Here is a 17,545-nt window from a genome sequence, read left to right on the forward strand (position 1 = left end):
CCCCACGCCCCGCCGTAGCCGCCCGGTCACGGACCGGACTCAAAAAGTGGTCGCACGCCCCTCGTGGCGGGAGTGTGTCGTACCCCACACTGAGGAGCGGTGCCTGAGTCCTCGGAGCGCGGCGGATCCGGTCACACCGACCGTGGATCCGCCGCGGAACCGCTCGCGACGTACGGGACGGTCAGCGGCTCGGCCGCGGCCGTTCCCGACCTTTCTGCCGCCCCAGCTGCGATCACCCTGGAGGTCGCCCCCGTGCAGACCCAGACCCTCCCCGATGCGTCGGCCCTCTCAGAGACGGCCGTGTCCGAGCCCGTCATCCGCGACCATCCCCTGGCCCGTGCCGTACCGCCGGAGCCGATCGTGGAGCCGGTCACCGTGCCGCAGCAGGCCGGACCGCCCGCCGTCGAGACGCTCACCGAGGAGGTCACGGTCCAGCCGTCGCCTCGCCCCGAAACGGGCGGACCGTCCGCCGATCTCTTCCGCCAGTACCTCCGCGAGATCGGCCGGATCCCGCTGCTGTCCGCCGCCGAGGAAGTCGAGCTCGCGCGCCGCGTCGAGGCCGGCCTGTTCGCCGAGGTGAAGCTCACCGACACCCCCGACCTATCCTCCCAACTCGCCTTCGACCTGGACAAGTTGGTGGTCCTCGGGCGGATGGCCAAACGCCGCCTCATCGAGGCCAACCTGCGTCTGGTGGTCTCCGTCGCCAAGCGCTACGTCGGCCGCGGGCTGACCATGCTCGACCTCGTCCAGGAGGGAAACCTCGGACTGATCCGCGCCGTCGAGAAATTCGACTACGCCCGCGGCTACAAGTTCTCCACCTATGCCACCTGGTGGATCCGTCAGGCCATGTCCCGCGCCCTCGCCGACCAGGCCCGCACCATCCGCGTCCCGGTCCATGTCGTCGAACTGATCAACCGCGTGGTGCGCGTCCAGCGCCGGATGCTGCAGGAGCGGGGCTACGAACCGACTCCCCAGGAGGTCGCCGCCCATCTCGACCTCACCGAGGAACGCGTCAGCGAGGTCCTGCGGCTCGCCCAGGAGCCGGTATCCCTGCACGCTCCCGTGGGCGAGGAGGAAGACGTCGCGCTCGGCGATCTCATCGAGGACGGCGACGCCACCTCACCCGCCGAGTCCGCCGCGTTCCTGCTGCTCCGCGAACACCTCGACGCGGTGCTGTCCACCCTCGGCGAACGCGAACGCAAGGTCGTCCAGCTCCGCTACGGCCTGGCCGACGGCCGCCCCCGCACCCTTGAGGAGATCGGCCGCATCTTCGGCGTCACCCGCGAACGCATCCGCCAGATCGAGTCCAAGACCCTCAACAAACTCCGCGATCACGCTTTCGCGGACCAGCTCCGGGGGTATCTGGACTACTAGGCCCCGGGCTTGGCGTCCGGCCAGGCCGGACCCGCCCCGCCCGTTTACGGCTCCCGCTGGAACGCCCCCGGGTAGGCGTCGTCGCGCACCGCCAGATACTGCTGCCGTACGGCCTGCCCGACCGGCAGTTCCTCGCCCGGCTCGAAGATCTGGCTCGCGGCCGCCGGCCACTCCGGTGGGTCGACCCACGCGGATGCGCCGCCCGGCCCGGGTTCCGCGCCGGCGGCCGGGAGGAGCGTGCCGTGCGCGACACCCAGCGCCCATGCGGCCTGCCGGGCCGCGCCCAGGGCCGCGTACTCCGCGGGCTGCGGCACCACGACCTGCACCCCGAACAGCCCCGGCGCCGCCGCCTGCACCGCGCCCAGCTCCGCGGCCGGGCCCAGCAGGAACACCCGGCGCACCACCACACCCCGCCCGCGCAGCACATCCAGGGCGTCCGCGAGCCCGCAGAGCATGCCCTCCACGGCCGCCCGCGCCACGTGCTCCGGCTTCATGCTCTCCCGGCGCATCCCGTGCAACGATCCGGCGGTGTGCGGCAGATGCGGCGTTCGCTCACCCTCCAGATACGGCAGCAGCACCATGCCGCGCGCACCGGGCGACGACTTCAGCGCCAGCGCGGACAGCCCCTCCAGATCCGTCCCCAGCATCTCGGCCGTACCGCGCAGCACCCGCACCGCGTTGGTGGTGTGCACCACCGGCAGATGCCGGCCCGTCGCGTCCGCGAACGAGGTGATGGTGCCCGTCGGGTCGGCCAGCGCCTCGTGATGGATCCCGAAGACGGACCCCGAGGCGCCCAGCGACACCACGGCGTCGCCCTCCCCGACGCCCAGCCCGAAGGCGGCCGCCATCGTCTCGCCCGTACCCGCGGAGATCAGCAGCCCCTCGGGGGTGAAGCCGGCCGTCCCCGACGGCCCCAGCACCTCCGGCAGCCGCACCTGATGGCCCAGCGCCAGCTCCACCAGATCCGGCCGGTACGACTCGGTCGCCGCCGACCAGAATCCGGTCGCCGAGGCGCCGCCACGGTCCGTCGTACGCCGCGCCGGCCGCCCCAGCAGCTGCCACGCCAGCCAGTCGTGCGGCTGCATGACCTCCGCGATCCGGGCCGCGTTCGCCGGCTCGGTACGCGCCAGCCAGCGCAGCTTCGTCACCAGATGCGCCGCCTGCGGCACCGCCCCGACGGCCTGCGCCCACGCGGACCGCCCGCCCAGCGAGTCGATCAGATCCGCGGCCGCGCCCTGCGCCCGCTTGTCATTGCCGAGCAGCGCCGGCCGTACGAGATTGCCGTCGGCGTCCAGCGGCACCAGCCCGTGCTGCTGCGCCGAGACGCCGATGGCCTGCACCCCTTCGAGCAGCCCGCCGCCGGCGGCCTCGCCGAGCGACATCAGCCAGGCTTGTGGGTCGGCCTCCGGCCCCTTCTCGACGGGGTGTGGCGCGTACCCCTGCCTGATGACGGCACCCGTGTCCGCATCGCAGACGACGATTCGTGTGCTCTCGGACGAACTGTCCAACCCGGCGACTTTCCCCATGGACCCAGATGATGCCCCATGGGACGCATAAGGAGAGAGTCAGGGTTTGCCCGGACACGCCGTGTCGACGGTCCGGGGCGGTGCAGGCGGGGGCGGAGCGGCCGGTCGCTCAGGTGTTGCTGGTGCCCCAGTCGTCCTCATCGTTGGCCCGCTGCTCCCGCAGCGAGCGGACCCGGTCGCTGACGGGGCCGGGCAGCCGGTCGCCGACCTTGGCCGAAACTTTGTCAAAGGCCCTGGCCGCGGCCTCGCGCCCGGTCAGCGAGACGGTCTCGACACTGTTGCGGACCGTGGGGTTCTGCGCGACCCGCTGTGCGCTCTTGCGCAGCTGCTCATACCGCTCCCGGCCGGCCCGCGTACCCAGCACGTAGCCGATGCCCAGTCCCGCGATGAACGTGAGCCGGTAGCGCATGGCTCCACCCTTCCCTGTCGTCGGTCTCGCTCGGTGCCGTGCGCCTACCCTCCGGCGCCCGAGATCACCTGAGGTGACCTGAGGCGATACCGATTGGCGGAGCACCCCCCTGCTTGCGCTAATGTATGTGTCGCAGCGAGCGCGTGCCGTCCGGAAGACCGGACAGCAGTGCATTCGAGGCACAGAGCAATCCCCTGTAGCTCAATTGGCAGAGCAGCCGGCTGTTAACCGGCAGGTTACTGGTTCGAGTCCAGTCGGGGGAGCTCAATCCCCTGTAGCTCAATTGGCAGAGCATTCGGCTGTTAACCGGAGGGTTACTGGTTCGAGTCCAGTCGGGGGAGCAGAGGAACGAGGACCCCGGGAAGGGGTCCTTTTTCTTGTGCCGTGGAACCGAACCGCCGGTGATCCAAGTCCTCTTGGGCGTGCCTCGTCGCGCGACGAGGCCCCTCACGGGCAGCAGATCGTATGAGCGGCTATGCTGCGGCACACGGCGCGCACATTTGTGCGCGACGCGCCGTGGAGGGGCGGTAGCTCAGCCGGTTAGAGCAGCGGACTCATAATCCGTCGGCCGTGGGTTCGAGTCCCACCCGCCCCACCACTCGGCCCAGGTGCAGAACCGATCTGACCTGGGCATACGGTGCCCCGGCTGGTCTGGCCCGGCCGGGGCTTCGTGCCGTCCAGGGCCGGCTGCGTGAGCAGCGGCGGTGCCGGAGGGTGTTGCCCGGCGGGCCCGGGGGACCAGCTTGGCGGCCCTGTCGGCGACCTCACGGTCGACCTGCGGCAAGAGGCTCGTGTAGGTGTCCGAGGTCAGCGTGACCTGGGAGTGCCGCAGCGTTTCCTTGATCGTATGGAGATCGCCGCCGGCACGTGGATGAGAGCCGCCGCCACGTGGCGCAGATCCCGCAGACTGATCGGCGGCAGGTGGGTCGTGGCGCAGATGCGACGGAAGGTGTTTGAAAACGGTCTCAGGGTGCAGCCACGAGTCATCCTCCTGCGTGAAGATCTTGCTGCGTGAAGATCTTGCCGGTGTCCTTCCACGCCGCGCCCCACTTGAGCCGCTTCTTGTTCTGCCGCGCCCGGTGCGCCCGCAGGGCCTCCACCGTCTCGCCGTCGAGCGAGATCGTGCCCCGCTCCCGACCGTCTTCGGCTCCGACTCGTACGACTCCCGGTTGTCCACGACGATCGCCTTGGAGGGGTCAGCAGACCGCGGTCGAGGTCGGTGTCCGTCCAGCCCTGCCCCACGCCCTCACCGCGCCGCAGACCGCGATGCGCTATCAGATGGAAGAAGGCGTGGAGCCGGTCCTCCACAGCGGCGTCCAGAAAGACACCGAGCTGCTCCGGGGGCCACACCATGACCGGACTCGGCTTCACTCCCGTCGCCCGCCACCGCTCCACCCGCTCGTCGGTCCACAGCAGCGCCTTGGGCCGCTTGCCCGACGCTCGACGTGGGAGGCGGGGTTGAACGTGATGAGCTGCTGAGTGATGGCGGCGTTCAGAGCGGCCCGCAGCGTCCGCCGGATACTCTGCCGTGTCGCCGGACCGGTGATCTTGCGGAACGGCTTCATCTGAACGCCAGCCGGGCCCGCTCCTCGGCCAGCCTCGCGCGCTCAGCGGCAGGCGGTCGACTGCGCTTGCCCCACTTGCAGCGGGCGGCCTGCTCGCGGCGAGCATCGTTCTCCGCCGTGATGACCTCGTAGTCGTCCGCGATCCCGTCGAACATCTCCACCAAGTGGTTGATGTTGAGGCGTTCGAGCCGATGGTCCCCGATGCGCGGCTCGAGGCGGACGCGGATGTGCGACTCATAGCCACTGGTCGTCGTTCTGCGGGTCTTTTTCGACGCGAGCCACATATCCAGCCACTCGCCGACGGTAAGGCGCGAGGTGAGCGTCTGGCCCGTGACGAACCGTCGGCGGGTCTCCTCCCTGTCCGGGAGCGGGGCCTTGTCCGCGGCCATGGTCTCCAGAAGGTCGGCTATGCGCCTGCGCCCCTCGTCGTCGCTGTCCGGCAGCGCGAGGAGCCCTCGCACATGGTCGAGGTCGTCCTGGGCCTCGGTCTCAACGACGATGTGGTGCACCCTCGCGTTTTCCCGCCGCGGCGAGGAGGTGCCGCTGACCACGACTGAGCTCACGGCGGCAGCACCGCCGGGGCGCCTCCCACGCCTCGGAGCGCCGCATGCCCTTCAACCAGCCGACGTAGGAAACTTGTTCTCGTGCCGTCAGCCCTGGGACGCATTCGACGTGCTGTGGGAGCCAGGACACGTGCCGCCTGTAGGTCTTCACATCGGTTCGCCGAGTGGTGGCCTGGTTCCCGTAGCTGACGATGCCCTCGTCAGGGCGCTGCATGGAGGCCGTGAGGCTGAGCACCGTGCTCTTGCCCGTGCGATCGGGGGCTACCGGTGATTGGCCATCCTTTCGAATGCCGCTCCGGGCGGGGCTGGGTGGCGAGTGTCAGCTTCTAGCCGTCAGCCGTGCTCCGGGACTGCCGAGCCGTCGGCGGTACTCGGTAAATTCTGGCTCCGGGCGACCGAACGTGAGTTGGTGGAGACACCGTTGAAGTCGGCGTGCACCTTGCGGGCGATGTCGTCGATCATCTTCACGCTGGTGGGCATGCTGTCAGTGGTCGGCGGTGAGGACGGAAAGCCCGTAGTCGTGTCCCCCTCCGGTGAACGCGCCGACGCTGTGCACTCGCCACCCGCCACCGGTGCGTTGCAGCCACCCGTTCTTGACATGGACCGTCGCCTCGCTCGGCGCGTCGGCGGGCACACCCCATCGCTGGGGTTCACATCGTGGCGTGGCTGGCTCAGCAGCCAGCAGCCGGTGTCTGGAAGGTTCCTTGGCCCTTCACCCACATCACCCTGATAGCGGGAGCGCACCGCTGAGCGTCGTCCCATTTCGTCCAGGTCTTCGACTTGGTGGTGCCGGATTTCTGTGTGAACTGTCCGCCCCAGGAGGTGTTTCCCTTGTAGGTGTAGCCGAGCTTCGCGGTGATCTGGCATCACCCTCCTCCGGATCGTCCAGCTTCTCCTTCTGGCTGGCACGGGAGTCGACCTTGCCGGTCGTGGCGTCCACATAGACGGGCGGTATTTCCACCGAGGGGTCGTCTGCGGCGAAGGTCGTAAGCCATTGGATCCGCCACTTGCCGTCACGTTGAACTGCCAGCAGTTCACTGCCGGCGGGGTGGATGCCCTCTGCCCGTCCGGGACGCTTCACGTCGCCGAGTGCGGTCTGCTCGGCTTGTTCCTTCTTCACCTTCAAGGGAGGGAGTCCACTGGGATCTTCTGCGGTGCGAGCGAGAAGTTGGGACACCCAGCCGGCGGTATTGATCTGAACGTCCAGCCGTATGGGCATCAAGACCCCTGAGTCGGCGCGCCGCCGCCAGCTCACCATCCATCCGAGTTCGGCCTTGTCACCGACGGGGTAGACCTGCGGCGTAGCTGCGTGCAGTTCTTTGGCGAAGTGGGCCTCGGCGTAGGTTCGGGCGATGCGCAGGGCGTCTTGTTCACCCGTAGGCGCGTTGCTGACTCCGGAAACCGGGTAGCTTGCCGACGTGGTCTCACTGGAGTTCTCCAGGCTGACCGTGAGCTGGTCGGTGTCAGGCCAGGAGAGTTCGGCAAACCCCTGGTCCAGGGCGATGAGCAACTTGTCAGGAACGTCCTCCACGCCGGACTGAAGTTGCACATTACTGATGACATATCGGTCACCGAACGCCTTGTGTATGGCCTTCTTCGCCGCCGCCTTCTCCTTGCTTCCGGTGAATTGCAAACTGGTGGCATCGACCGAAATCAAGGTCACCCATGCCGTGCAGACAACACCGGCAACGAGCAACGCCACACCAGCAGCGATTGCGCTCCCCCGCGCATGTGTCCGCGCTGGGGCGACCCGGCACTTGGTCAAGTGCAAGATTCCCCACGAGGCCAAGGCGCCGACGATCCCGCCAAGGGAGTTCATCTGGAGGTCGCTGCTGTCGCACCCCCGGCTGACACCGGGCAGCAGCGTCTGCAGCAACTCGGTTGCCAGGGACAGCAGCACGCTGCCGACCAGCACAGGCAGAAGCGCCCGCAGAGCCATCAGCCCAAAGAAGCCGATCGGGAGAAAGAGCAGAAGGTTCAGCAACCCCTGCTGCGTGGCAAACGGTTCGGCGATATCACGGTTGATGATGCAAATGCTCGATGGGCCTGAGAATTCTCCCCCGCTCGGCAGAAGGAGAGTCAAAGCAAATTCGGCTCCGACGGATGCTCCGAGGGCCGCGAAGGGCCACGGTCGTCCAATCGTGCGTTTTGTGAGAAGGAAGCAGATCGCAGCCACGACGAGCACAGCTGTGGACGCGATGACTATGAAGTCAGTCTGACCTTTGAATATGGCAGTGAACACGAAGTGCAGCGTCCCAATACTCAAGAGAACAAAAGAAGTTGAAGCACTGACCTCCCTGGACTGCATCCTGGAGGCAAGGGCACGAGTCTCAGTGGGTGCAGTCGGCAGGCGGCGTCTGGAATGTCTGCCGCCCGCTTACCTGCAGCATCCCGACCGTGGCGGAACAGTACGAAACACCGCTTCAGCTGCTGGTCTTGGTTGTTCCGCTGCTCTGGCTGAACCAGCCACCCCGGTGAGGTGACGTCTGCGACACGACACATGTGCACGCTCATTGACAGACCGTCCCTCGGCAGGCGCGCCCGGACCGCGATCGCACCCCGCAGCGCGCGCCGGATAAACCTCGCGGTACGTGGGCGGCGAAGTGGAGCCGTGATCGGTACGCGTACGTCACCACCACCGGGCAGTGCGTCACTGTGAGTTGATCGTGGCCGAGCAGGGTCAGGTGCCGGACTGTTCCGGACGGCTACGGAGTGCGAATCGGTCTGATGCCGTGCGAGCAGCACGAGCAGTAGGACCGCGGTGACGGTTGGGGCGTCGCCGGTAAGGGGCAGGGTGCGGGGAGTTACAGGATGCGCCAGCAGAGACATCCGCCAGCAGGACTCTGGTCACGTGCTTGGGTATCAAGGATCGTGCTCCGGAGTGGTGTCGTAGTTGTGCAGGCGGGTTCCGTCGGGGCCGTACACGTTGAGTACATAGCCCTGATCGAGGCGGATGCCTTGCCGGGTCAGGAAGGAAGCCAGGTTGGTGGCGAAGTCGTCGAAGTTCTTGTAGCCGGCCTTCTTGTGGGTCCACACGCTCAGCATGAGCACGCCCTTGCGGTTCTTCGTGTGGTCGATGCCGTAGACGTCGGCGTCTCCTCCGGTCTCGCGGTAGCGGTCGGCCAGTTCCGTGCCGGCCTGCGAGGAGGTTGCGGTGGTGGTCGGCGGGCCCGATGGACGAGCTTCGCCGGAGAAGTCACACCCTGTGAGAAGAACGGCAGCAGTCAGAAAGAGAACAGGCAGAATTCGTCTCATCGCGCGAGTGTCCTCGAAGCTACGGCTTCACGGTGACAGTGAGGGGTGGAGTGCAATCCACCCGCATTACTGGCGAGACCCCGTGTCGACGCGATGATTGTGCTCCAAACAGCAAGGCGCAGCCTCGGCCTTGAGCTCTTGGTCATTAGCTGTCCCCCTTGAATCAACGCAGTGATCGTGAGCCGGGATGGCTGTCCGGCTCCCATCGCTGAAGCTGGCCCCTGCCTGGAGCTGGAAGGTTGTTTGTCGGGTCACCGCTCGCAGGGAGCCCGAACTGTGCCCCTCAAACGCATCCCGGAGGTCTTTGGTCGGCGGCCCGATGGTCAGTCGAGCCAACATGACCGTAGGTAGTTGATGCGCCTTAAACAACTGAACAAGCGTCACCTAAGTGGCCAAACGGGGTAAGTTGTAGCTATCGCTCTATATGCCGCTCATCACGGTTGCATCATCCAGAGCTACGAAATCGCAACGAGGTGGGAACAAATCGACTAACAATCCTGCGTGGTGACAGGGCGTTGGCAGAGGCCGTGGCCGCAACATCGCTGGAATGCGTAACCTGATGGCCGGGCACGTCGCCTGGCGCACGTTCGTGCGCTCGTTGCCCACGGGAGTGTCACGAAGGTGGCACGGGAGTTGGACAAGTCACGGACGCTTATGGGCCCGGTGGTCGAGGGAGTACGCCTGGGTGATGCGGGCGATGGCGTACGACCGTGAGCAGGACCGTGTGTTCCTCGCGGAGCAGCGGCAGGCCCGGCGGGATATCACCCGTCGGCACGCCAAGCTGGCGCAGGCGTTCTTGAGGAAGGCCGTGGCGCGCTCTGGGCCCTTGATCTGGGCGTGCTGTCGCCGGGCGAGCTGCTGCGGTGCTTTTAAAGGTCGCGGCCGCGCCACGCTGCCCGTGACGCCCGGGGAGGCATCACGGGCAGGCGGGTCAAGCATCGGGGCATCGGGGCGATGAGTGCCAAGTTCGGGTGGGCTTCGGAGTGCCGGGAAGAAGCCCCGGCACTCCGCGCGAGTAGTCGCCACACACATGTTTCGACGCAGATCAGAAGCGATATGTGGCACTCCTCATGCGTGAGCGATGCGTGAGCGGACGCCCCCGGACCGCCTCCGTGAAGCCTGCTCAGAGACTGTCCGAGCTGGACATCATCACCCATCTGACCTGCGACAATGTCCGCGATCTAGATAGGGCCGCCATGGACGACATGGCGGCCCTTTTCCCGGTTCCGGGGCAGCGGACGGTGGCGGCTCTAGACCACCGGTGGGCGGCCCAGCCTCGTCATACGCCACACCGTGCGCCAGCGCATCGGCTTGCGGCGGCCGCACGGGGTCCGGACTCCTTCGGCGAAACCGCCGGCCCAGGCCCGCAGCCCCGCCGCCGACCGGCTCCGGGCAGCGGTCAGCAGCGCCCACACCCCCAGGTAGACCGGCACCAGGACCGCCGGGAGATGCCGCTTGGCCAGCCACACCCGGTTTCTGGCCACCATGCGGTGATAGACGGCGTGCCGGGTGGGCGACGTCCAAGGGTGCTGCAGCACGATCTCCGGCTCGTAGCGGATCCGCCAGCCGTCGTCCAGGGCCCGCCACGCGAGGTCGGTCTCCTCGTGCGCGTAGAAGAAGTCGTCCGGCCAGCCGCCGATTCCGTCCAGCATCGGCATGGACAGCGCGTGACCGCCGCCGAGGAACGTCGTGACGAGGCCGCCGCGCGCCGGGTCTCCGACGCGGAGGCGGGGGACGTGCCGTCGCTGGGTGCGTCCCCGTTCGTCGGCGATCCGAAAGCTCACGATCCCCAAGGCGGGGTCGCGCGCGTACAGCTCTTCCAGCCGGCTGAAGACGTCCGCGCTGATCAGCAGTCCGTCGTCGTCGAGGTCGACCACCACGTCCACGTCTCCGGACGTGCGCAGCTCCTCCAGCGCCGCGTTCCGGCCGCCGGAGACCCCCAGATTCTCGCTCAGCTCGATGCCCGTCGTGCCGTCGGGCAAGGGGGGCAGCGGGGAGCCGTTTCCGACGACCACGATCCGGGTCGCCGGGAGGTCCTGCTTGGCGACCGAGTCGAGCAGCGCCTGCAGCTCGGCGGGGCGGTTCCCCATGGTCAGGATGGCGACGCCTACGCGCAGATGAGGCACATGAATGCTCCGTTCTGGTGACTGGCGGAGGATGCTAGCCGTCATGGCGTGGTGAGGGCGGATATGTGTCGTACGGGGGTGCGAGTGCCGCCCGACCTGGCCTTCTCTATGGAGCTGCGGCCGATCTCCGAAGACTTCGTGCCCCAGGCGCCGGCTGTTTCCGGTCTCGATCGCGATCGACTGCCGGGTGAGGCGCCGTCCGCCGAGAGCGCGATGGCGGCTGCCGCAAGTTGGGCAACGGCTGAGGACGCCGCCGAGCCGGCCCACGTCTTCGAGGCCGTGGTGCGCAGCCGCGGCGGTGGCTGATGGCAGCGGCCAGGGCGTCAGGACTCGGCGGCCTCCCCGTCGGCCAGGATGCTCGGGCGGGCGACGAACTCCCTCTCCGGGCTGAAGCGCACCGCGAGGCCGTCGGCCAGGGAGCGCAGCGCGCCGGCGCAGTCACCGCGGAACGAGGAGCCGTGCATGACGGCCAGCGTCCGCGGCTTCAGCTTGGCGAGGGAGCGCAGCGTCTCGACCGCCGCGGTCAGGCAGGAGGTCTGACGGAGCATCTCCTCGGCTTCCAGAGCGACCTCGACCAGATCGTCCTCGGTGACCGCGGGGCCGTTGCCGACGTGGGTGAAGAGGTCACCGCACAGCAGCGTGCGGGTGGTCTCCTCGTACAGCACCCGTGACTCCCAATTATGCGGCACATGCGGGGTGTTGAGGTTCCGGACACGGCGGCGGCGCACCTTCTTGCCGCCCAGGTCGAGCGTCTCCTCGTGGGCCATCGGGCGCGGCGGACGGTCGGCCAGGTCGTTGAGGGAGACCAGACAGCCGAGCAGGCCGTGGGCCACCTCGGCGTGCGGGGCCGCGGCCAGGAACTGGTTCATGGCGCCGCACTCGTCCGCCTCGACATGCCCGAAGGTCAGCCAGCGCAGCCGGTCCAGGGGCACCACCCGGCCGACGGCTTCCGAGACGGCGGGGAACAGCGACCGCATGCCCGTGTGGAAGAGCAGCGGTTCCTCCGCGTCGACCAGGAATTGGTTGAAGGTGAACCCCGCGGGCGGCGCGATCTCGGGTACGAAGGTGGATACCCGGTAGATGCCCTCGGCTATCTCATCGACGGATGTCTCCATGAGCAGCACGTCCTTCCAGCACCACCCCCTGCCCATGGTAGATCCGGGAAACGGGTCGTGCCGGGCGAGGTGGCCGCCCGCTTCCCCGCGGCGCGGAGTCCGAAGTGGGGCCCGGCGATGTGTTCGTCGTCTCTCCCGGGCATGACGCCTGGGTCGTCGGGGACGAACAGTGCGTGGTGAACGACTTCGCCGGCGGTATGGCGGCCGAGTACGGCAAGGCGAACGGGGAGTGACAGGCCGGGTCTTCCGGAATGACGAGGTTCTTCCGTATGTCGGAATGCGGAATGCGGAATGCGGCATGCGGGCTGTCGGGTATCGGCGTGTGGTCGCCCACGCCGATTCGTCTGTCTTCAGGTGTCTAGGACGGCGTCCCGTGGGCAGGGGAGCGGGACGGTCCGGCACGCGCGGCGGAACAGGGCGCACGGTGTGCTTGTTACCCCAGCTGGACACTTACGGGACACCCACGACAGATCGGAAGCAGGCAGGCATGGCCACCATTGAGCTCACCAAGGACAACTTCGACGAGATCGTCTCCGGCGGCGATTTCGTCCTGATCGACTTCTGGGCCGAGTGGTGCGGCCCCTGCAAACAGTTCGGCCCGGTCTTCGAGCGGTCGTCCGAGAAGCACGACGACCTGGTCTTCGCCAAGGTCGACACGGAGGCACAGCCCGAGCTGGCCGCCGCCTTCGAGATCCAGTCCATCCCCACGCTGATGATCGTCCGCGACAACATCGCGGTGTTCGCCCAGGCGGGCGCGCTGCCGGAGGCCGTCCTGGAGGACGTCATCGGGCAGGCCCGCGGACTGGACATGGACGAGGTACGGGCCTCGGTCGCGGAGGCCCAGCAGGGTGGGCAGGCAGCGGGCGCGTGAGTGAGCTGCTGCTGATCCGGCACGGCGAAACCGAGTGGAGCCGCGCGGGGCGGCACACCGGCTGGACCGATCTGCCGCTCACCACCGCAGGTGAGGAGCAGGCCCGCGCACTGCGGCCGCTGCTGTCCGGCCGCAGGATCGGGCGGGTCCGCGCCAGCCCGATGGCGCGGGCGCTGCGCACCGCCGAGCTGGCGGGTCTCGCGCGGCCGGAGACCGATGCCGAGCTGCGGGAATGGGATTACGGCGGCTACGAGGGCGTCACCACGGCCGAGATCCACCGCGGCAGGCCCGGCTGGTATCTGTTCACCGACGGTGTCGCCCCCGGGCCCGAGGAGCATCCCGGGGAGTCGCCCGAGCAGGTCGGGGCGCGGGCCGACCGGGTGCTGGCGCGGATCGCGCCCTGGCTCGATGCCGATGAGGGCGATGTGGTGCTGGTGGCGCATGCGCACTTTCTGCGGGTGCTGACCGCCCGCAGGCTCGGGTTGCCGGCCGCGGCGGGCGGACTGTTCACGTTCGAGACCGGGACGGTCGGGGTGCTGGGGAGTGAGCACGGTCGGCCGGCGGTGGTCGCGTGGAACGCCCGGAGCCTTTGACGCGAGCGGGGGGCTGTGAAGACTCCGGGTCGTGAGGTGGTCTGCGCCTGTGAGGTGGCCTGGGCCTGTGAGGGGCTGCGCGGGTTACCGGGCTACGGGGCCATCGGGCCGCCGCGGGGCTACCGGGCCATCGGCCGACGGCTCACCGGGCCATCGGGTCGAGGTGCAGGGGTTCCACCTTGCCCTCGATCATGGCGCCCAGTCCCTGTACGGCGCAGGTGCTGGGGAAGTCCGCGATATGCACCGGCATGGTGGTGGCCTGATGGATCATCGACTCCAGGCCGGGGATCAGCGCGCTGCCGCCCGCGAGCATCAGACCGCGCTCCCCGAGGTCGGCGACCAGGTCCGGCGGGCAGCGGCGGAGGACCGCCCCGATGCCGTCGAGAATCGCGGTCAGAGGGGTGGCGACGGCATGCCGGATCCGCTCGGGGTCGACGAACACGGAGCGGGCCTGGCCGCTGTGTACGTCCCGGCCGTGCACTTCGTTCGCACCCGAGGCGGCTCCGTCGCCGTTCGAGAGCAGCAGGTGCATCGGGCGTACGCCCCGGCCCCGCAGCATCAGCTGGTGGTGCAGCCGCAGATGCTGGATGACCGCGTGATCGATGGCATTGCCGCCCACGGGGACGGTCTCGGCGGCCACGATCGAACCGAGTGAGAGCACCGCGACCTGTGTGGTTCCGGCACCGCACACCACGATCATGGTCGCTTCGGGGTGCTCCACCGGGAGTCCGCAGCCGACGGCCGCGGCGATCAGCGTGTCGACCAGCTCCACCTGGCGGGCGCCGACGCCGGTGAGCGTCTCCACGGCGGCCCGCTGGGTGAGCGGATGGCTGCCGTGCGGGAGGCAGACCGCGGCCCGCAGCACGCGCCGACGCCACCAGCCCCTGCGCAGCTTTTCGCTGATCAGGCTGCGCAGCAGCCGCTGGGCCATGTCGATGTCCACCACGGTGCCGCCGGTGACCGGGCGGAACACCCGAATGTGGTCGGGGGTGCGGCCGTCCATCTTCTCGGCCTGGGTGCCGACGGCCAGCATCGCGCCGGTGCGGACATTGACCGCGGCGGCGGTCGGTTCATCGATGAGCAGGCCCTGGTTCTTGACATACACCCTGGTCCGGGCCGCGCCCATGTCGACGGCGGTCGAGCAGCGCCGCAGCTGGGCCAGGCTGATGGTCATGGGTGATTCCTCCCCAAGGGGACTGGTATGGATGGAGTACTCGCACGTGACCATGCGCACCTGATCACTCGTACGCCATCCTCCGGTCGTGGCACGTCAGCTGCCTGCTGGGGAGGGCCAGTCGGGGGACGGGAGAAGCGGCGTGGCGCCGGGGCCCGCCCCCTGGCTCGGGGGCGGAACGGCTCTAGTCCACGCGCCGCTGGAACAGGCCCCAGGTGAACTCCGCGACGAGGGCGTGGGGCGTGCCGTCGGGGCCGGGGGCCGTGCAGGCCAGTTTCCATCGGGTGGGCGCGCTGCCCTCCATCGGGCGGGCCGGGGCGAAGGCGCGGGCGACCTCGTCGACGGTGCAGGACCAGGGGGTGAGGTCCGCGGTGGTCCGGAGCTCGGGGGCGGCGGCGCCGGGCGCCCGCACCAGCCAGGCGTTCCAGACGGTGCCGCGGGCGGCGGCGAGCACCTCGAACCGCAGATCGGGCCAGAGGGGGACGGGCCAGGTCAGTGCCTGGCAGGTCAGGTCGCCGAGGGGCCGGGTGGTGACGGTTTCGGGGGTTCCGAGCAGCGCGCGGTAGGGCTGCACTCCGCCCGCCCGCGGTGTGTGCATCCGGGCCTGCCAGCGGCGGTTGGCCTCGCGCATCTCCGCGCGGGAGACGCCCAGTTCGCGCAGCGCGTCCTCGACGAGGCCGGGCTGGTGGTCGGCCATGCGGCGCAGCAGGACGAGTTGGAAGGCGAGCGGTCCGGGCAGGTGGGGCGGGGCGGGGGAGCCGGCGGGCGGGTCGTTGTCAGTGGTGCGGTTCATGATGGACATGGTCGTGGACGGTGCGGGTCGCGGGGGAGCCGGGACGGTCGCCGTCGGGGAGGAAGAGGACGGAATTGACGTAGCGGCGGTGCGGCGCGAGGGAGCGGCGCAGCAGCCCGTGTTCGGCGACGTGGGAGGTGCGGGACTGGTGAGCGGACAGATCGAAGTCGGCCAGTGGTGTCCAGTGGGCGTGCGGCAGGACCCAGCCGCGATAGCCGCGGGCGGCCGTCCAGTCCAGTACCGGCCCGAGCGGCTGGATGCGGGTCTCCAACTCGACGAAGAGCGACGGGTGTTCGCGCTCGATGAGGTCGGCGGCGCCGCGCAGCACCGCCAGCTCTCCGCCGTCCACGTCGATCTTGATGAGGGTGACCGCGGCCAGCCCGAGGGCGTCCAGGGGGAGGCAGGGCACGTCCAGGGCGGTGCCGTGCAGTCCGCGGCGGACGAGCGAGGAGACCCCGCGGTCGCCGCGGCCGTCCGGGGGCAGCCAGAGGGTGGCGCAGCCCGCGCGGTCGGTGGCCGCGGCGGAGACCACCTGGACATGCGCCGGGGAGACGGAGGCGAGCAGCCGGGCGAGGTGGGGGACCGGCTCGATGGTGACGACACGATCCGCGCGCCGGGCCAGCCGCCGGGTCCAGGGGCCGTACCACCCGCCGACGTCCACGGCCGTGCCGCCCGGCGGGCAGAAGTCGGCCAGCCGCCGCAGCTCCGGTTCGAACCGCGGATAGAGCCCGGCCGCCAGGGCCGACACCAGCCGGCCGGGGAGCCGCGGGCCGAGCCGGGCGGCGAGCGTCACGACCGTGTCTCCTGGTCGGCGGTGTGGTGCGTGGCCTCGGGTGCCGGGGCGGAGGTGGCCGAGCCGATGGTGGCCGATCCGGTGCTGGCCGGGCCGGTGGTGGCCGGGGCCGAGGGGGATGGTGCGATGTTGGCGTCGGCTTCGGTGTCACATGTCAGGGATCCGGTGTCCGCGAGGTGGCGGAGGATGCGGACGTGTTCGGCGTCGGTGACCTGCTCGCCCGAGGAGGGGAGGAGCTGGGGGATGCCGTCGGCGATCGGATAGCGGCGCCGCAGCCGGGGGTTGTAGAGGGCGTCGTCGGGGGTGAGGAGGGACAGCGGGCCCTTGTCGAGCGGGCAGGCGAGGATCTTCAGCAGTGGGTCATCTGGCTTCATGGCTCAACTCCGTTAGGGGGGAGGGTGGTTCACCGGCAGGGGATTCACCGGCAGAGAGTTCAGAGGCAGAGGGGTCACGGGCAGCGGAAGAGGTGGTGGCCGGGGCGGGGTCGGGGGCTCGGGCCGGGGCGCCGCGGTCGTGGCGGGGAAGTGCGAGCAGGACGGACAGGGCGACGGCCGTGCCGCCCAGCCGGAGCGCCAGCCGTACCGGCTCGGCGGGTAGCGGTTCCCCGAAGGCGACGGTGCCGCAGGCGACGGTGAAGACACAGGTGACGGTCGAGCAGACGGGGACGATGACGGAGGCGCGGCAGCGTTGCAGCGCGGTCTGGGACAGCACCAGGCCGGTGGCTCCGGTGAAGACAAGGAGGTACGGGTAGGGCGAGCGGAAGAGTTCCGCGGCGGCGCCCGGGATGTCGCGGGTGGTGAGCAGTCCGGAGACGCCCTTGATGGCGAGTGAGCTGACGCCGTAGAGCAGGCCGACGGCCACTCCGTAAGGGACGCCGGCGGTCGGCAGACGGTGGCGGCGCCTGGCGCGGCGTTCCGCCGAGGCGTACAGCAGCAGCCCGGCGGCCAGCGACGGCACGGCGATGGCGAGCAGCCGCGCGGGCGGCGCGGTACGGGCGATGGCCCGCGCGTCATCGCCCTGGAGGGAGGCGACGACCAGCACCAGCGCGACGAGGATCGCCACGATGCCCTGCCGCTCGCGGCCGCTGGTCCGCTCGCCGAGCACCACCGAGGAGAGGAGCAGCAGCAGGACCAGACCCGAGACGAAAATGCCCTGAGCGGCGGCGAGGGGGAGGGTGCGATAGACGGCGAGTTGGGCGGCGAAGCCGGCGGCCAGGGCGAGCGAGCCGCCGAGCCACAGCGGGCTGCCGACGAGATGGCGCACGACCCGGGCGGGCTGCCGGGTACAGAGCGCGGGCAGCGCGGACAGCGCGCGCTTCTCCAGCACAAAGCCGGTGCTGTAAAGGACGTTGGCGAGCAGCGCGGCCGCCACGCCCCACCACAGCATCG

Annotated in this window: 17 protein-coding genes, 3 tRNA genes and 3 pseudogenes; 8 read left to right on the plus strand and 15 right to left on the minus strand. The window is 69.5% G+C overall.

All coding sequences use genetic code 11. The features are described from left to right. Positions 1 to 99: 99 nt before the first annotated feature. The gene (locus K9S39_RS29805) at positions 100 to 1,374 is read left to right on the plus strand and encodes an RNA polymerase sigma factor (RefSeq protein ID WP_248866431.1); all 1,275 of its coding nucleotides are present in this window, start codon (positions 100 to 102) and stop codon (positions 1,372 to 1,374) included. Between the two features lie 44 nt (positions 1,375 to 1,418). Here the strand turns inward: K9S39_RS29805 and K9S39_RS29810 are convergent, their stop codons facing one another. Next, positions 1,419 to 2,900, minus strand: a complete 1,482-nt coding sequence (locus tag K9S39_RS29810; protein ID WP_248866432.1) for an FGGY family carbohydrate kinase — start codon at positions 2,898 to 2,900, stop codon at positions 1,419 to 1,421. Positions 2,901 to 3,009: 109 nt separating this feature from the next. Continuing rightward, entirely contained in the window at positions 3,010 to 3,309 is a 300-nt protein-coding gene (locus K9S39_RS29815; protein ID WP_248866433.1) for a YtxH domain-containing protein, read from the minus strand. A gap of 190 nt (positions 3,310 to 3,499) precedes the next feature. On the opposite strand from K9S39_RS29815, the gene K9S39_RS29820 reads away from it, so the two are divergent. The 3 genes from K9S39_RS29820 to K9S39_RS29830 all read left to right on the plus strand — a co-directional run bounded on the left by K9S39_RS29820 (position 3,500) and on the right by K9S39_RS29830 (position 3,907). Next, positions 3,500 to 3,572: transfer RNA gene (locus tag K9S39_RS29820), tRNA-Asn, on the plus strand. Positions 3,573 to 3,577: 5 nt separating this feature from the next. Then, positions 3,578 to 3,650, plus strand: a tRNA-Asn gene (locus K9S39_RS29825). Between the two features lie 180 nt (positions 3,651 to 3,830). After that, positions 3,831 to 3,907: transfer RNA gene (locus K9S39_RS29830), tRNA-Ile, on the plus strand. 123 nt (positions 3,908 to 4,030) lie between these two features. On the opposite strand, the pseudogene K9S39_RS43380 reads toward K9S39_RS29830, so the two are convergent. The 7 genes and pseudogenes from K9S39_RS43380 to K9S39_RS29865 all read right to left on the minus strand — a co-directional run. Next, positions 4,031 to 5,473, minus strand: a pseudogene (locus K9S39_RS43380) (site-specific integrase); the annotation flags it as partial. Continuing rightward, positions 5,364 to 5,651 (minus strand): P-loop NTPase family protein, encoded by a 288-nt coding sequence (locus K9S39_RS29840; protein WP_248866434.1) that lies wholly within the window; start codon positions 5,649 to 5,651, stop codon positions 5,364 to 5,366. The gene K9S39_RS29840 and the pseudogene K9S39_RS43380, both read right to left, overlap by 110 nt. A gap of 119 nt (positions 5,652 to 5,770) precedes the next feature. Further along, positions 5,771 to 5,917 (minus strand): hypothetical protein, encoded by a 147-nt coding sequence (locus tag K9S39_RS29845; protein ID WP_248866435.1) that lies wholly within the window; start codon positions 5,915 to 5,917, stop codon positions 5,771 to 5,773. A 4-nt stretch (positions 5,918 to 5,921) separates the two neighbouring features. Then, on the minus strand, positions 5,922 to 6,071 hold the full coding sequence (locus K9S39_RS29850; RefSeq protein ID WP_248866436.1) for a hypothetical protein: 150 nt from the start codon (positions 6,069 to 6,071) through the stop codon (positions 5,922 to 5,924). 87 nt (positions 6,072 to 6,158) lie between these two features. After that, positions 6,159 to 7,745, minus strand: a complete 1,587-nt coding sequence (locus tag K9S39_RS29855; protein ID WP_248866437.1) for a VanZ family protein — start codon at positions 7,743 to 7,745, stop codon at positions 6,159 to 6,161. A 554-nt stretch (positions 7,746 to 8,299) separates the two neighbouring features. Further along, positions 8,300 to 8,692 (minus strand): hypothetical protein, encoded by a 393-nt coding sequence (locus tag K9S39_RS29860; protein WP_248866438.1) that lies wholly within the window; start codon positions 8,690 to 8,692, stop codon positions 8,300 to 8,302. A gap of 1,250 nt (positions 8,693 to 9,942) precedes the next feature. Further along, positions 9,943 to 10,818, minus strand: a complete 876-nt coding sequence (locus tag K9S39_RS29865; RefSeq protein WP_248866439.1) for a glycosyltransferase family 2 protein — start codon at positions 10,816 to 10,818, stop codon at positions 9,943 to 9,945. Between the two features lie 84 nt (positions 10,819 to 10,902). On the opposite strand from K9S39_RS29865, the gene K9S39_RS29870 reads away from it, so the two are divergent. After that, on the plus strand, positions 10,903 to 11,124 hold the full coding sequence (locus K9S39_RS29870) for a hypothetical protein (protein WP_248866440.1): 222 nt from the start codon (positions 10,903 to 10,905) through the stop codon (positions 11,122 to 11,124). A gap of 17 nt (positions 11,125 to 11,141) precedes the next feature. On the opposite strand, the gene K9S39_RS29875 is transcribed toward K9S39_RS29870, so the two are convergent. Continuing rightward, the gene (locus K9S39_RS29875; RefSeq protein ID WP_248866441.1) at positions 11,142 to 11,933 is read right to left on the minus strand and encodes an oxygen-binding di-iron domain-containing protein; all 792 of its coding nucleotides are present in this window, start codon (positions 11,931 to 11,933) and stop codon (positions 11,142 to 11,144) included. An 89-nt stretch (positions 11,934 to 12,022) separates the two neighbouring features. Between K9S39_RS29875 and K9S39_RS29880 the strand changes: the two are divergent. The 3 genes and pseudogenes from K9S39_RS29880 to K9S39_RS29890 form a co-directional block, all read left to right on the plus strand. Then, positions 12,023 to 12,166 (plus strand): annotated as a pseudogene (locus tag K9S39_RS29880) (cupin); the annotation flags it as partial. Between the two features lie 254 nt (positions 12,167 to 12,420). After that, a complete protein-coding gene (gene trxA, locus K9S39_RS29885) occupies positions 12,421 to 12,804 on the plus strand; it encodes a thioredoxin (RefSeq protein WP_248866442.1) in 384 nt (127 codons plus the stop codon). Further along, positions 12,801 to 13,397, plus strand: coding sequence for a histidine phosphatase family protein (locus K9S39_RS29890; RefSeq protein WP_248866443.1), 597 nt, complete (start codon positions 12,801 to 12,803; stop codon positions 13,395 to 13,397). The genes trxA and K9S39_RS29890 overlap by 4 nt, the downstream gene beginning before the upstream one ends. 142 nt (positions 13,398 to 13,539) lie before the next feature. Here the strand turns inward: K9S39_RS29890 and K9S39_RS29895 are convergent, their stop codons facing one another. The 5 genes and pseudogenes from K9S39_RS29895 to K9S39_RS29915 form a co-directional block, all read right to left on the minus strand. Beyond that, positions 13,540 to 14,571, minus strand: coding sequence for a rod shape-determining protein (locus K9S39_RS29895; protein ID WP_248866444.1), 1,032 nt, complete (start codon positions 14,569 to 14,571; stop codon positions 13,540 to 13,542). 184 nt (positions 14,572 to 14,755) lie between these two features. Continuing rightward, positions 14,756 to 15,364 (minus strand): hypothetical protein, encoded by a 609-nt coding sequence (locus K9S39_RS29900; protein WP_248866445.1) that lies wholly within the window; start codon positions 15,362 to 15,364, stop codon positions 14,756 to 14,758. After that, positions 15,348 to 16,157 carry an FkbM family methyltransferase gene (locus tag K9S39_RS29905; protein ID WP_248866446.1) on the minus strand — a complete coding sequence of 270 codons (810 nt, stop codon included), beginning with the start codon at positions 16,155 to 16,157 and terminating at the stop codon, positions 15,348 to 15,350. Before K9S39_RS29905 ends, K9S39_RS29900 begins: the two co-directional genes overlap by 17 nt. A 170-nt stretch (positions 16,158 to 16,327) precedes the next feature. Beyond that, positions 16,328 to 16,531 (minus strand): annotated as a pseudogene (locus K9S39_RS29910) (Trm112 family protein); the annotation flags it as partial. Then, the gene (locus K9S39_RS29915; RefSeq protein WP_248866447.1) at positions 16,518 to 17,543 is read right to left on the minus strand and encodes a DMT family transporter; all 1,026 of its coding nucleotides are present in this window, start codon (positions 17,541 to 17,543) and stop codon (positions 16,518 to 16,520) included. The pseudogene K9S39_RS29910 and the gene K9S39_RS29915, both read right to left, overlap by 14 nt. Positions 17,544 to 17,545: the final 2 nt, after the last annotated feature.

The sequence above is a fragment of the Streptomyces halobius genome, from assembly GCF_023277745.1.
GTDB classification, from domain to species: Bacteria; Actinomycetota; Actinomycetes; order Streptomycetales; family Streptomycetaceae; genus Streptomyces; species Streptomyces halobius.